Consider the following 14,185-nt stretch of genomic DNA (forward strand, 5'->3'; position numbering starts at 1 on the left):
ATCTCCTAGTCCACAAATTCAAACTCAAACTTACCGATACGAACCAAATCTCCATCCTTGGCGCCACGGGCACGGAGAGCTTCATCAACTCCCATGCCACGCAACTGACGAGCAAACTTCATAACAGACTCATCACGGTCAAAGTTAGTCATGTTAAAGAGTTTGATGAGTTTTTCACCTGAAAGTACCCAAGTTGCATCATCATCACGACTAATTTCAAATGGTTTTTCTTCTTCATCAAAGCCATAATAAACTTCTTCTTCCATTTCTGACTCGTCATAAAGAAGGAATTCTGGAGTCTTATCAAGAAGATCTGCTGTTGCATCTAGTAAAGGTGCTAAACCTTGTTTGGTCAAACCTGATATTGGGAAGATTGCTGGTAATTCCTCGAACTCATCAAAGTTAGTTGCCAATTTTTTCTTGAATTCTTCGAGATTTTCTTGACTCTCTGGCATATCCATCTTATTAGCGACAATGATTTGGGGACGCTCCATCAGACGAAGGTTATAAGATTCCAACTCCTTGTTAATAGCTAGATAATCTTCGTAAGGATCGCGACCTTCACTGGCTGACATATCGATGATGTGAAGGATAACGCGAGTACGCTCAATATGGCGAAGGAACTGAGTTCCCAAGCCCACGCCTTGACTAGCACCTTCAATCAATCCAGGTAGGTCTGCCACTGCAAAGGACTCCCCTGATTGGGTACGGACCATACCAAGATTAGGAACGATTGTTGTAAAGTGGTAGGCACCAATTTTAGGTTTTGCAGAGGTAATTACACTGAGCAGAGTTGATTTTCCAACTGAAGGGAATCCAACCAAACCAACATCAGCAAGAATCTTAAGTTCTAACTGTAATTCACGTTCTTGACCAGGTTCTCCATTTTCTGAGATTTCTGGCGCAGGATTTTTAGGTGTTGCAAAACGGATATTTCCGCGACCACCACGACCACCGTGAGCAACAATAAACTCTTGGCCGTGCTCAATCAAGTCAGTGATAACTTTTCCAGTTTCTGCATCACGTACAGTTGTACCTTGAGGCACTCGAACAATCAAGTCCTCTGCTCCTCTACCATGCATTCCTTTGGTCATCCCTTTTTCACCCGATTGGGCTTTGAAATGACGATTGTAACGGAAGTCCATCAGGGTACGTAAACCTTCATCTACAACAAAGACAACGTTACCACCACGGCCTCCATCACCTCCCCATGGACCGCCATTAGGGACGTATTTTTCACGGCGAAAGGCAACCATCCCATCGCCACCATTTCCAGCCTTGACCTTGATCTTGGCTGTATCTAAAAACATACTCATATTCTTTTCTCACTCTAAAAAGGGCTGGGAAATCCCAGTCACCAACTATTACAACTTGCTAGAAAATCTAGCATTTTAAAATCTGCTAAATACACCTATGGCTGTAGCAAAGATACCTGCTAGGGTTACAAATAACATAATCAAAACGACAAACATTGTTAGTTTTTCAAAGAAAGTTTTTTTACGTTTCCCATTATCACCAAATGCCATTTTTTCTCCTTTACTATTCTTAAAATTCATCTGATACAGGAGCGATTGCCCACAAAATCAAGTAAGCAATAAGTCCAGCACCATAACAGAAAGCTAGAACTCCCCAAATCACACGTACAATTGTAGGATCAATATCAAAATAATTAGCTAAACCAGCGCATACACCACCGATTTTTTGATCTCTACCACTTCTCATAAATTTCTTTTTCATTTTTTTTCCTTTCTTTGATTCGATTAATCGTTCAAATATTTTCTTAAATGACTCAACTGTTTTCTAGAAGCTTTCAACATACGTCTTGAACCCTTGACTGGCATAGACACTGCTTGTTGTGGTATATAGAATACTGTCTTTAAAATGCGTTTCGTAACAGGTTCATCTGCAGTCAATTCTTTTTCAAAATTATTTGAAATAATAACATCTAGATAGAATTCATGCACTCTCTTAGCAAAATTCTCAGCCGAAATTTCATACAATTTTTCAGCCAAAAGTTTCTCATCCATCTTTGGAGTTGCAATTAAAGCTTCTAAAATAGCCCCTGCTAGATCTCTCTCTTCATAATAAAGCGTTCCAAACATTTTATGATTGATGAGGTTATCAAGATAGGGATTTCCATGAGCTATGACCGGAGTCTTACTTGCAAGACTTTCAAGATAGGTCAAGCCTTGAGTTTCACTAGTTGAAGCTGAGATAAAGAAGTCAGCCGCCTTATAATAGAGCGCTGTCTCACTTGGGGCAATCATCCCTGTAAAAATAACAGAATCTTGAATCTGTAAATCTGCTGCTTGCTCCTTGAGATTTTCCAGATAAGGACCATCTCCAGCTACGACTAATTTAACATTTTGCTCTTCTTTTAGAACTTCTGGAAATGCTGCCAAAACGGCTTGAATGTTCTTCTCGTAAGAAACACGCGAAAGGCTAAGAAGCATCTTTTCATCTTCCTTAATACCTAGTTTAACCCGTAAGTCTGCGATATGTTCTGGTCCAATCTCAGGTCGTTCAAACTTGGCTAGCTCAATCCCTGTAGGAATAACACGCTTTTCAACTTTTACCTTATAGTCAGATAAAAGGTCGCGCACAATTTCACTCGGACAGATCACTCCATCAACATCATGAAGGAAGCCTCTCACAAGATACTTGACCATACCTGGACGAATCAACATCCCTTTAGCGATATAGTGAACATAATCCTCGTACTGGGTATGATAGGTATGAATAACAGGGATTTTCAACTCACGCGCTATCCAAATCCCTAATAAACCAAGAGAAAACTCAGTCTGCGTATGAATAATATCCAGCTTGTATTGCTTGGCAATCTCAAGAGCTTTTGTAAATCCACGATAGGCGAAACGTCGATCCTTAAAGGCAAAGAAAGGAACACTAGGGATACGGATAATCTGCCAGTCTTCATAACGATTAACATCCTTGTCTGTTGTTGTAAAGATAAAGACGGCATGTCCTTGCTTTTCAAGTTCTGTTTTTAAGGTTCGAATACTGGTCGCAACACCCGAGACCTGCGGGAAATAAGTATCTGTAAATAAACCAATTCGCATATACTACCTCATTTTTTTCCTAAAGCTGCTTGCTCCCGATAGAATTTTAGCCAGATTTCAAGAAGATGCTCTTCTGAATATTCTCTTGAAATGGCCTTAGCCTTTTCTTTTAATTCTTTTAGTTCTTCTGGATGCTCGCGATATTCCAAGATAGCCGCTTTCATCTCTTCTACATCACTTGTTGGTCTGTAATTTCCTTCAAGAATGACCTTGTAAAGATCTAGATCACGAAGCATAATGGGTGCTTCACAACTCGCAGCTTCTAAAATAGTCATTGGAAAGAGCTCGTTATAACTTGGAAGCAAGAAAAGATCAGCCAAGGCGTAGAGTTCTCTCATCCGTTCTGGATCAACAATCCCTGGGAAAATTAGATTTTCAGGAGGATTATCCATAATCTTTTTATAGCGTTCATAACCATCGGTTATTCCCCCAAAAGAGAAGCCACCAGCCCAAATAAAAGTGATATCAGGTAATTCCTCAGCTAGAGTGATAAAGTCATCGATTCCTTTACGCTTCTGAACCTGACCTGCACCAACGACTACAAACTGATTCTCATCAATTCCCATATCTTTACGAAGTTGTTCAACTTGCTCTATAGGAAGTGGATGCCATTTTTCTTTGTTGACAAAGTTAGGAATATAGGTCACTTTTTCACGTGGAATTCCAGCAGCAACCAAATCCTCAATGAAGGTAGGATTGACCACAACCAGATGCTCCATACGGTCATAAAAAGAAAATACATAGCGTTTGACAATCCCCTTTAAGAAGAATGGAATCTTCAAACTACCTTCCAAAGTATCCGGTAAGAAGTGAACATAGCCAATCTTACGTCCAGAACGTTTTTTCTGAAAGGTCGAGAGGTAATAAGGAAAATCAATCGTATGAAAATGAGTAACATCTGCTTCGATTGGAAGATTTTCTGTTACGATCAGTTGGTCTTTCGCATCTCGTTTTAAAAGCTGCACCAGTTCACGGTATGCACCAGACACACCTTGGCCCGCCACTTTTTCACTTGAACTTAGCATGTTGATGCGTAATTTCTCTTTTTCCATAGTAACCATTATACCATTTTCTTCAAATAAAATCAGCAAATAAAAAGAGAGATAGCATAAAAGCTGGGAATTCCTGGCGTCTACACTATTTCTCTTTTCATAATATAATTACTTGATACCTAAAGCGATACGAGCGTAACGGCTCATTTTCTCAACTGTCCAAGCTGGATACCATACTAATTTGACTTCAACGTTAGTAACTTCTGGAACATCTGTCATAGCATCATAGATTTGGTCAGTTAAAAGATCTGCCAAGGGACAACCCATGGTTGTCAAGGTCATATCAATTTCAGTCTCACCTGTATCGCCATCAAAACGAATCTCGTAGATCAAGCCTAGATTGACAATATCAATCCCTAATTCTGGGTCAATCACTTCTTCTAAGGCTGTCAAAATACGTGTTTTGATATTTTCAATTTGCTCTTCTGTATAAGCCATCTTCACTCTCCCTCAACTTAATCTTCAATGAAATCACGAAGTGGTTTGCTTCGACTTGGCTGGCGAAGTTTTCTCAAAGCTTTGGCCTCAATCTGACGGATACGTTCACGAGTCACGTTAAAGACTTTACCAACATCCTCCAAGGTACGCATTTTCCCATCATCAAGACCAAAACGAAGTCGAAGAACATTTTCTTCACGATCTGTAAGAGTATCCAAAACTTCATCCAATTGTTCGCGCAAAACGATACGAGTTGTATAGTCAACTGGATTTTCAATCACTTCGTCCTCGATAAAGTCACCAAGATGGCTATCGTCCTCTTCACCGATTGGTGTTTCAAGAGAAACCGGCTCTTGGGCAATCTTGAGGATTTCACGGACCTTGTCTGGTGTCATATCCATGCGTTCGGCGATTTGTTCAGGAGTTGGATCTTGTCCCAACTCTTGAAGAAGATTACGTTGTTCACGAACAAGCTTGTTAATGGTTTCCACCATGTGAACTGGGATACGGATGGTACGAGCTTGGTCAGCAATGGCACGAGTAATAGCTTGACGAATCCACCAAGTCGCATAAGTTGAGAATTTGAACCCTTTAGAGTAGTCAAATTTATCAACGGCCTTCATCAAGCCCATGTTTCCTTCTTGGATCAAGTCAAGGAACTGCATTCCACGTCCAACATAACGTTTAGCGATAGATACTACCAAACGAAGGTTCGCTTCTGCAAGGCGTTGTTTAGCTTCGATATCACCCGCTTCAACAGCAAGAGCCAATTCTTTTTCCTCTTCATTTGTAAGCAGAGGAACAACCCCGATTTCTTTCAAATACATACGGACAGGGTCATTGACCTTAGCTGAGGTTGAACCGATCAAATCTTCATCAGTCAACTCTGGTTCTTCCTCAGTACTCAAAACACGCGCACTTGGATTTCCTTCGTTGTCCGTAATTGAGATACCAGCATCTTGAATGCGTTGCAAAAGATTCTCAATACCTTCCACATCTAAAGTGAAGGGAATTACGAGGGCGTTATTGATTTCATCATCAGTTGCTGTACCAGTCTTTTTATGATTGCGAATAAATTCCGCTACTTGGACGTCAAAGGTTGTTACTTCTTTTTGTTTTGTTGCCATTCTTACTCCATTCTTCTTTTTTGGGCAATTAAGCGTTCTAGCTCTTCTAATGCGGTGTCTGTATCACCGACATGGCTAGCTTCCTGAACTTTCTTTTTAATTTGCAGATTTTCCTGATTCAAAAGAGCTCTTTTTCGAGACTCTTCCACTTCAGCTAACTCGTGAGGGGACATCTCAGGTGGCAAATCTAAGGCTAGGACTTGATACCAAGCACTCTCCACTTCTCTAGTCTGATGAGCCAAATCCTCAGATGAGATACTTCCATTATCAATCAAGAGTCCATACAAGGTCTGAAACTCTGGAGTTTCAAAGATAAAGTCATCTCTTAAGCGGTAGTCATTGAGCACCAAGGGATGTTCCACCATTCGGTAGAGAATATGAGCCTCCGCTCTCATCACTGCTGTCAGTTGCTTGGTGACAGACATAGTGATAGGACTAGGACTATAGGTCTCCCTGACCTTCTCCTTTCTCTGTCTAACACGACTTTCATTGACAATATGTTCGACTTGCTGATAGTCAAAAGATGGCAAGTGATCCGTCAAAATGTGAATGTAGGAATTCTGAGCTGTGATAGAGGGTTCCTTGGCGATTAAGGGAGCAATTTTCTCTATGAATTCAATCTGAGCTTGTAGATTTTCACTGTTTTCCGGTCTGAAATGATGGATGTAAAACTCAACTGGACTGATGCGTGTATTGGTTAAGAGATAAGCCAAGTCTTGAGGAGAGTTTTTCTGCAAATATTCATCCGGATCCATCGCGTCAGGAATCTGGACTACTTGGACAGGTATATCTTTAAGCTCGTCCAAGGTTTTAGCCGTCGCAGCTTGCCCAGCCTTATCTCCGTCATAGGTGACGATCACTTTTTTGGTAAAGCGTTTCAGATGCTCCACATGTTCACTCGTCAGTGCGGTACCCATAGAAGCAACTGCATTTTCAATACCAGCACGATAAGCCGCAATGACATCCATAAACCCTTCCATCAGGTAGATTTCAGGAGCCTTGCCCGATCCTTTTTTTACCCTCTCCAAATGATATAATTCGTAACTTTTGTTAAAAATTGCCGTCGCTCGACTATTTTTATACTTTCCAGTTTGAGAATCAGTCTCTTGCCATACACGACCAGAAAAGGCAATCACCTTTCCTTGATCATTTGAAAGAGGAAACATAATGCGATTATGAAAGGTATCAAAGAATTGGTTACTCTCAGATAGATAAAACAAACCTGAATCCAGCAAGTCCTTCTCACTATAATCATCTGCTAAACGCTGATATAGATAAGAGCGTTCTGCTGGAGCCAAACCAATCATAAAATGCTTGAGAACTTCATCCGTTAAGCCACGTTTATAGAGATAGTTCCTCGCCTCCTCACCCATCTTAGTCGTCATGAGGATAGCATGATAAAACCGAGCAGCCTTGTCATGCATATCGTAGAGATTTTGATGGGGTGACCTAGGCTGTACAGAACTTTGAACAGGCGCTGTCATCTGAATCCCAAGTCTCTCAGCTAATATCCTCACCGCATCCGCAAAGCTTACTTGCTGATATTCCTCGATAAACTTAAAAACATCTCCAGACCGACCACATCCAAAACAGTGGTAAAACTGCTTATCTTCAACGACATTAAAGGAAGGTGTCTTTTCACCATGAAAAGGACAGAGCCCTAAAAAGTTCCGTCCAGATTTTTGTAAGGAAATCACTTCTCCTATGATTTCGACAATATTGGTATTGTTTTTGATCTCTTCGATGAGTCTCTTGTCAACCATAGACAATACCTCCATTTTATCACAGTTTACTCTAACTAGTATAGCTTATTTCTGAAAAAAAGTAAACCATTTCATACACTTTACATGAGACTATTTCATAAGTTTCCAGCTATCATGAAAAACTGAATCTTCTGAGCAAATCATTCTAATATTTGAAAGAAAAACAAAAGAAATAAAATCCTATTGCACTTGATCTTCAAGATTATTTTTCAATATTCTGCTAATATACTGACCATCTTTTCTACTAATACAAGCCGTTGCAAAAGTCATAGGTGCTATATAAACTTCTCCTCTATATGATGGGTCGGTCAATACAGGCATAGAATAATAGGCATTCTTTTTATTATTAAGATCAATAAACCATTTACCTCCTAGGTGCTTACGGAAGGTTTCACCGATATAAACGGTCAAATAATCCAACATCTGGCGGTCTGCTATCAAAGAATGGTGGTCTTCGTAGTGAGCCAAGATCCAAGCCTCCAAATCATCCAAAGACTGCATGCTATAGTCTAAATGAAGGCCTTGTTCCTCAGCAAACTCCCTAGTAAAATAGTCCATCTTAAATCCAATTTGAAAAATCCATTCTTGAAAATCTTCTTGTGTGTAAGTCATCTTTTTATCTCCTACTCCTATCAAAGTTTAATATTCTTATACTGATTATACTCCAAAGTAAAACTGACGAAAAGGAAAAAAAGCAATATTTAAAATTCACCAAAAAACTTAGAAGCAAAAGCCTACTTCTAAGTTTTTAAGGATGCTTGATTTAAAAATTATCTACTCAAAAAGTTGATAGTAATCGGAAATTTTCATCTTGGCTTTTTCACCCTTATTCAAATCTTGGATGATTTGTCCATCTTTCATAACAATCAAGCGATTTCCATACTTGAGAGCATCTTCCATATGGTGAGTAATCATCAAAGCTGTTAGATGGTCCTTGTTGATAAAGTCATTTGTCAATTCCATCAAGGCGACACTTGTTTTAGGGTCAAGAGCAGCTGTGTGTTCATCCAGTAAAAGGAGCTCTGGACGTTTCAAGGTTGCCATCAAGAGGCTCAAGGCCTGTCTTTGTCCACCTGACAAGAATTCAATCGGTGTATCCAAGTGTTTTTCTAGACCATTTCCCACCTTCTCAATGGTTGCTTGAAATTCTTCTTTATAGGCTGAGAGTTTTCTTGGAAATAAACCACGTTTTTCTCCACGAAACTTAGCAATCAAGAGATTTTCTGCAACTGTCATACGAGGGGCAGTACCCATTTTGGGATCTTGGAAGACACGAGAGAGATACTTAGCACGTTTCTCAGGGCTGAAATGAGTCACATCCTCACCCATGATTCGAATGCTACCGCTGGTTAAAGGTAAAGTTCCCGCAATGCTATTAAAGAGGGTTGATTTCCCTGCACCATTTCCACCCAAAATTGTGATAAAGTCGTGTTCATAAATATCAAGTGAAACATCATTTAGGATAATCTTTTCTTCGTCAAAGCCATTTGTCACAATTTTTGTGGCATTTCTTAATTCTACAATTGCTGTCATTTGCTTAACTTGACTCCTTTCAAGTATTTATCCTTAAGGGTTGGAATTACCAAGCAAGTTGCTAGGATAAGGGCACTGTATAGACGGAGGTAGCTAGTATTAAAGCCGAGAGCAATGACTCCCCATACCAAGAATTGATAGCTGATGGAACCAACTACAATGGTAACCAAGCGTTCTGCAAGGGTAAGACTCTTAAAGAGAACCTCACCGATAATCAAGCTGGCAAGACCAACAACGATAACACCGATACCACGAGAGACATCGGCATAACCTTCTTGTTGAGCGATAAGTGCGCCAGCAAGTGCGATTACACCATTTGACAAGACCAAGCCCATAAGCTCCATACGTCCTGTATTGATACCAAAACTACGAGCCATGTCTGGATTATCCCCTGTAGCGATATAGGCCTGTCCAAGTTTGGTATCTAGGAAGAAAAGCATGAGAAGGATAACCAAAGTCACAAAGATTAAACCTGTCAGTAATTGATTAACCTCTGATGAAAATGGAAGAACATCCTGGATTTGTTTTGTTCCTAAGAGCCCAAGGTTAGCCCGTCCCATAATCATAAGCATGATAGAATGACAAGAAGTCATGACTAAAATTCCTGATAAAAGAGTTGGAATTTTCCCTTTGGTATATAATAACCCCGCTGCTAAACCAGCAAGACAACCTGCTCCTATGGCTGCTAAAGTCGCAAGAAAAGGATTAACTCCTTGCGTAATCAGAGTCACTGCTACAGCTCCTCCCAAGGGGAAAGAGCCCTCCGTTGTCATATCTGGAAAGTTCAGGATACGAAAGGTCATAAAGATTCCTAAACCTAGGATAGCCCAGACCAATCCCTGTGAAATAATTGATATTAGCATGTTTGATTCGTTTCCTTTATTCTAAAAATTGGAGGAGATGTCTCCAACTCCTCCTTTATTCTTATTCGATTACTTGACCAGCTTCTTTGAGAACTGATTCAGGAATTGTGATTCCAAGTTCTTGAGCAACTTTTTTGTTGATCACTGATTTACCAGTTGAGAAGACATTGACTGGTGTATCTGCAGGTTTTTCACCCTTCAAGACTTTGGCAATCATTTTACCAGTAGCAACACCAAGATCGTGTTGGTCAACAACGACTGATGCCAAACCTCCAGCTTCTACCATGGCAGTCGCACTTGGGTAGATTGGTTTTTTAGCTGTTTGATTGCTTGAAACGACAGTTGAGAATGCAGATGCGATTGTGTTATCGATTGGAACCCAGATTGCATCTACTTTACCAGTCATAACGTTCACTGTTGAAGCAATTTCGTTCGTTGAAGGAACTGCGAATGTTTCGACTTTCAAACCAGCTTTTTCAGCGTATGCTTTGAATTCTTCAACTTGTGATTTTGAGTTATCTTCACTACTTGAGTAAAGAGCTCCAACTGTTTTCACATCAGGAGTCAATGTTTTGATCAATTCAACCTGTTGTTCAGCAGGGTTGTGGTCAGATACCCCTGTGATGTTCCCACCTGGTTTTTCCAAGTTTTGTACAAGGTTAGCACCAATTGGGTCTGTGATAGCTGCCATGATAACAGGAAGGTCTTTTGTTGCACTTGCAAGACCTTGAGCTGCTGGTGTTGCAATACCGACAACGACATCATTTCCATTTGCCACCAATTGTTTACTCATTGTCGCAACCTTACTTTGGTCACCTTCTGAGTTCATAAAGTCGATTTTGACTTGGTCACCTTTATAGCCTTCTTCAGCAAGTCCATCTTGGATACCTTGGTAGATCAAGTCAAGCGATGGGTGGCTTACAAACTGAAGAACACCAACCTTAGCTGTTTTATTAGCTGTCTCAGTTTTAGTTTCTTGTTTCGTTAAGCTAGAATATACCAAGCTTCCTCCAACTACAAGTGCTAATGCTACGATAATACCGAGTAGACGTTTGTTTTTCATAATTTTCTCCTTATTTCTTCTTATCTTATTATTTTTTTATTCAATCACTTATTCAAGCGACGCCATCGTTTGATTTCCATAATTTTTTCCTCCCCATAGAAAAAGTCCTCACACAAAAAACTTGTGTGAGGACGTCGATGCGCGGTGCCACCTCAATTATAGGAACTAGTCCTATCGCTCTTACTCGCTAAAACGAGTTGCACTGTAAGGTGTGCTCACCGAATTCTTATGATTTCAAATTCTTAATAACATTCAGCCCAATTTCATCACTTCCACCTATCTGTTTCCACCAACCACAGACTCTCTAAAAAATTTCAATGATTACTTTCTGAATGCTTAAATTATATCATTTTACTAAAACTTGTCAAGGGTTTTCATAAAATATTTTAAATATTAACAAAAATTCCTACGTTTTTTATAAAATCTAACTTGTATCAGCCTGAATTACGTAATCCTGTAGCAATTCCGTTAATAGTCGTATGGATCAATCTTTCTTCATCTGAAGATAGCTCACCTCGACGTTGACGCTTAATCAATTCCAACTGAATATAGTTAAGGATATTAAAATAAGGCATGCGGTAGTTGAGACTGTCTTTCAAATAAGTATTTTCTGCCAAGAGTTCCTCATGGCCTTCAATAGCCAAGATAACGTCCTTAGTCAACTGCCATTCATCTAAAATGGTATAGTAAATTGCTTGAACTTCTTCACTTTCACACAGTTTAGCGTACTCAAAGGCAATGTTCATATTTGATTTTGACAAGACCATATCGACGTTGGATAGGAGTGACTGGAAGAATGGCCAATTTTGATACATATCACGAAGATATTCAATATTTTTTGGATTTTGGTCGATAAATTCCTTAAAGCTTGAACCAACACCATACCAACCTGGGAACATAACACGACTTTGTGACCATGAGAATACCCAAGGAATAGCACGTAGACCACCGATTTCAGTGATCGTTTTACGAGCTGCTGGACGAGAACCAATATTGAAACTTGAAATAGCCTTGATTGGACTAGATTCAAAGAAATAATCATAGAAATGGTCATTTCCAAATACTAGCTCACGGTAGATATCGTAACTGCGTTCCACCACTTGATCCATGATGGCTTCATAGCGATTTGACGTATTGGTATCACTCTTCTTCTTGGTAATCATACGGTTGATAGCTGCTGAAACCAACATTTCGAGGTTATAGTAGGCTGCATCCTTGTTTCCGTATTTGTTTCCGATAACTTCCCCTTGCTCTGTCAAACGGATACGATCCTTGATAGACTTGAGTGGTTGAGAAGCAATGGCATCATAAGTAGGGCCACCACCACGGCCAACGGTACCACCACGACCATGGAAGAAGGTTACTTTGACTCCAAATTCATCACCAATAGCAGTCAATTGTTGTTGGGCCTTATAGAGTGTCCAACAAGATGATAGATAACCGCCATCCTTATTACTATCAGAGTAGCCAAGCATGATTTCTTGGTAATTGTTTTTAGAAGCAATCCATTTCTTAGCAAGTGGTAGAGAGAAATACTTTCTCATTGTTTCTTCAGAATGGTCCAAGTCCTCAATTGTTTCAAAGAGTGGAACAATCTGAACACGCGCTTTTTCAGCATCTACCAGGCCAACTTCTTTTAGCATAATAGCCAACTCAAGCATATCTGACACGCTGGTTGCATGAGAGATAATCGTTTGACGAATGACATCTTCTCCTAAACGGTCTTTTAATTCACGTGCAGTTCGGAAAATGGCTAATTCCTTTTCGAGAAGTTCAGACTTCTCAGCATGAGTCGCTGACAAGATTCGAGGATCTTCTAACAATTCATGCAAAAGCAAGTCGCACTTTTCATCTTCTGACAAATCGCTATAGTGGTCATTGATTCCAGCAGATGCTAACAATTCAGCTACACAGGCTTCGTGGACGCTTGAATCTTGACGCATGTCGATGGAAGCCAAGAAGAAACCAAATACTTCTACAGCTTCTAAAAGTTCTGCAAATTCACCTGTGAGTAAGGACTCTGCCTTGTTTTCAAGTAATGAATCCTTAATGGTATATAGATCTTTTTTGAACTCTTCAACTGTTTCGTAAAATGGTGGACGATCTTCAGCCAGTTCTTGAATAGCTCCTGAAAGTCGATTACTAATATAGTCTGTAATCACTCCTTGTTGATGCCCTTGAGTACCAAGAAGACGTTCAACAGGATGACGTTCATCAGCTGACGAGCCAACAACAGACCATTCTTTTAAATTCAAGAGAGTTTGAATCAATTTGGACTGAATCAAATGAAAGGCACGACGATAGGGTTCTTTCTCACGAAAGACTGATGTATCTCCAGACTGAGCAGCCATTTCTTCAACAGCTTTACTAGTTTTTGATAAATTAGTCGAGAGAGAGAAGGTACGATAGAGACTAGAAATCTTGCTAATATAGTAGTTCAAGATCACTTCACTTTGGATAGTAGCAGAACGCATAAGTGTTTCAGCTGTTACAAATGGATTTCCATCACGGTCTCCGCCGATCCACATTCCCATAGTAATTGGTTTGGCTTGTTTAAGATCAATTCCTTGCTCTTTTGCTAGACGTTTGTACTCTAACATCAAGTTAGGAACAGCCTGTAGGAAGGAACTATTATAGTATTCCATCACATTGGTGATTTCGTTGGTTACTTTTAGTTTCTTCTCACGAATCATATCTGTCTGCATGATGATTTCAATATAGCGACGAAGATCATTATGCCATTTTTCCTTGTTAATGAGCCCCATTCTCACGTCACGGTATTTACGTAAAAGGGTATGGATATGAGTGGTCAAATCTAACATACTCTTACGTTGAACCTGAGTTGGGTGGGCCGTCAAAACTGGTACCACGTTCAAGTGCTCAAGAATCTCAGCAGCGTTTTCTTTTTCAGCCACCATTTTGATCGTTGTTGACAATTTACCCAGATAGTCTTGATCGACATTATTTAGATGGTTAATCTCATAAGCCAAGTCAACATCTTCTGAGATGTTAATTAAAAGAGGCAAAATAGAGAAGTATCTAGAAATGTAGACCATCTCATCATTTGAAAGACTTGTTACTACTTTATCTAGCCCTTGATAGTCAAGTTTTGACGAAAGTTCCTTCAAGTGCATAATCTTATCAAAGGTTTCAGCAGGAAGCATATTTTTTGTGATATCTTCCAGCATATCTGTCAAGATTTGAACTTCTTCTTGTACGACCGTTTTGTTACTATAATTTTCTAACTTTTGAAGAGACATTTTTTTCTC

13 protein-coding genes and 1 other annotated feature are annotated in these 14,185 nt (G+C 39.8%); all 13 genes read right to left on the reverse strand.

Going from position 1 to position 14,185, the window contains the following annotated elements:
• Positions 1 to 5: 5 nt before the first annotated feature.
• The 13 genes from obgE to ppc all read right to left on the reverse strand — a co-directional run bounded on the left by obgE (position 6) and on the right by ppc (position 14,176).
• Positions 6 to 1,316 carry a GTPase ObgE gene (gene obgE / locus HMPREF1116_RS11390; protein ID WP_007556074.1) on the reverse strand — a complete coding sequence of 437 codons (1,311 nt, stop codon included), beginning with the start codon at positions 1,314 to 1,316 and terminating at the stop codon, positions 6 to 8.
• A 75-nt stretch (positions 1,317 to 1,391) separates the two neighbouring features.
• Positions 1,392 to 1,526 carry a DUF4044 domain-containing protein gene (locus HMPREF1116_RS11395; protein WP_000863850.1) on the reverse strand — a complete coding sequence of 45 codons (135 nt, stop codon included), beginning with the start codon at positions 1,524 to 1,526 and terminating at the stop codon, positions 1,392 to 1,394.
• Positions 1,527 to 1,545: 19 nt separating this feature from the next.
• Positions 1,546 to 1,737, reverse strand: a complete 192-nt coding sequence (locus HMPREF1116_RS11400; protein WP_000726417.1) for a PspC domain-containing protein — start codon at positions 1,735 to 1,737, stop codon at positions 1,546 to 1,548.
• A 23-nt stretch (positions 1,738 to 1,760) separates the two neighbouring features.
• Positions 1,761 to 3,077 carry a glycosyltransferase family 4 protein gene (locus HMPREF1116_RS11405; RefSeq protein ID WP_001219448.1) on the reverse strand — a complete coding sequence of 439 codons (1,317 nt, stop codon included), beginning with the start codon at positions 3,075 to 3,077 and terminating at the stop codon, positions 1,761 to 1,763.
• Positions 3,078 to 3,085: 8 nt separating this feature from the next.
• Positions 3,086 to 4,138, reverse strand: a complete 1,053-nt coding sequence (locus tag HMPREF1116_RS11410; RefSeq protein WP_000258269.1) for a glycosyltransferase family 4 protein — start codon at positions 4,136 to 4,138, stop codon at positions 3,086 to 3,088.
• 99 nt (positions 4,139 to 4,237) lie between these two features.
• A complete protein-coding gene (locus HMPREF1116_RS11415; RefSeq protein WP_000331926.1) occupies positions 4,238 to 4,567 on the reverse strand; it encodes a metal-sulfur cluster assembly factor in 330 nt (109 codons plus the stop codon).
• Between the two features lie 17 nt (positions 4,568 to 4,584).
• A complete protein-coding gene (gene rpoD, locus HMPREF1116_RS11420) occupies positions 4,585 to 5,694 on the reverse strand; it encodes an RNA polymerase sigma factor RpoD (RefSeq protein ID WP_000201894.1) in 1,110 nt (369 codons plus the stop codon).
• A gap of 2 nt (positions 5,695 to 5,696) precedes the next feature.
• Positions 5,697 to 7,457, reverse strand: a complete 1,761-nt coding sequence (dnaG, locus tag HMPREF1116_RS11425) for a DNA primase (RefSeq protein ID WP_000227932.1) — start codon at positions 7,455 to 7,457, stop codon at positions 5,697 to 5,699.
• 180 nt (positions 7,458 to 7,637) lie between these two features.
• Positions 7,638 to 8,069, reverse strand: coding sequence for a hypothetical protein (locus HMPREF1116_RS11430; protein ID WP_000222727.1), 432 nt, complete (start codon positions 8,067 to 8,069; stop codon positions 7,638 to 7,640).
• Positions 8,070 to 8,231: 162 nt separating this feature from the next.
• A complete protein-coding gene (locus HMPREF1116_RS11435) occupies positions 8,232 to 8,990 on the reverse strand; it encodes an ABC transporter ATP-binding protein (protein ID WP_000125446.1) in 759 nt (252 codons plus the stop codon).
• Positions 8,987 to 9,853 (reverse strand): ABC transporter permease, encoded by an 867-nt coding sequence (locus tag HMPREF1116_RS11440; RefSeq protein WP_000908764.1) that lies wholly within the window; start codon positions 9,851 to 9,853, stop codon positions 8,987 to 8,989. Before HMPREF1116_RS11440 ends, HMPREF1116_RS11435 begins: the two co-directional genes overlap by 4 nt.
• 61 nt (positions 9,854 to 9,914) lie before the next feature.
• The gene (gene trpX / locus HMPREF1116_RS11445; RefSeq protein ID WP_000792189.1) at positions 9,915 to 10,916 is read right to left on the reverse strand and encodes a tryptophan ABC transporter substrate-binding protein; all 1,002 of its coding nucleotides are present in this window, start codon (positions 10,914 to 10,916) and stop codon (positions 9,915 to 9,917) included.
• 124 nt (positions 10,917 to 11,040) lie between these two features.
• Positions 11,041 to 11,256: a binding site (T-box leader), on the reverse strand.
• 94 nt (positions 11,257 to 11,350) lie between these two features.
• Positions 11,351 to 14,176, reverse strand: a complete 2,826-nt coding sequence (gene ppc / locus HMPREF1116_RS11450; protein ID WP_000058214.1) for a phosphoenolpyruvate carboxylase — start codon at positions 14,174 to 14,176, stop codon at positions 11,351 to 11,353.
• Positions 14,177 to 14,185 lie beyond the last annotated feature (9 nt).

The sequence above is a fragment of the Streptococcus sp. SK140 genome (assembly GCF_000259525.1).
Lineage (GTDB): Bacteria > Bacillota > Bacilli > Lactobacillales > Streptococcaceae > Streptococcus.

Excerpts from the sequence above, each read along its gene's own strand:
- obgE (WP_007556074.1), bottom strand. The coding sequence starts at position 1,316 with ATGAGTATGTTTTTAGATACAGCCAAGATCAAGGTCAAGGCTGGAAAT.
- HMPREF1116_RS11395 (WP_000863850.1), bottom strand. The coding sequence starts at position 1,526 with ATGGCATTTGGTGATAATGGGAAACGTAAAAAAACTTTCTTTGAAAAA.
- HMPREF1116_RS11400 (WP_000726417.1), bottom strand. The coding sequence starts at position 1,737 with ATGAAAAAGAAATTTATGAGAAGTGGTAGAGATCAAAAAATCGGTGGT.
- HMPREF1116_RS11405 (WP_001219448.1), bottom strand. The coding sequence starts at position 3,077 with ATGCGAATTGGTTTATTTACAGATACTTATTTCCCGCAGGTCTCGGGT.
- HMPREF1116_RS11410 (WP_000258269.1), bottom strand. The coding sequence starts at position 4,138 with ATGGTTACTATGGAAAAAGAGAAATTACGCATCAACATGCTAAGTTCA.
- HMPREF1116_RS11415 (WP_000331926.1), bottom strand. The coding sequence starts at position 4,567 with ATGGCTTATACAGAAGAGCAAATTGAAAATATCAAAACACGTATTTTG.
- rpoD (WP_000201894.1), bottom strand. The coding sequence starts at position 5,694 with ATGGCAACAAAACAAAAAGAAGTAACAACCTTTGACGTCCAAGTAGCG.
- dnaG (WP_000227932.1), bottom strand. The coding sequence starts at position 7,457 with ATGGTTGACAAGAGACTCATCGAAGAGATCAAAAACAATACCAATATT.
- HMPREF1116_RS11430 (WP_000222727.1), bottom strand. The coding sequence starts at position 8,069 with ATGACTTACACACAAGAAGATTTTCAAGAATGGATTTTTCAAATTGGA.
- HMPREF1116_RS11435 (WP_000125446.1), bottom strand. The coding sequence starts at position 8,990 with ATGACAGCAATTGTAGAATTAAGAAATGCCACAAAAATTGTGACAAAT.
- HMPREF1116_RS11440 (WP_000908764.1), bottom strand. The coding sequence starts at position 9,853 with ATGCTAATATCAATTATTTCACAGGGATTGGTCTGGGCTATCCTAGGT.
- trpX (WP_000792189.1), bottom strand. The coding sequence starts at position 10,916 with ATGAAAAACAAACGTCTACTCGGTATTATCGTAGCATTAGCACTTGTA.
- ppc (WP_000058214.1), bottom strand. The coding sequence starts at position 14,176 with ATGTCTCTTCAAAAGTTAGAAAATTATAGTAACAAAACGGTCGTACAA.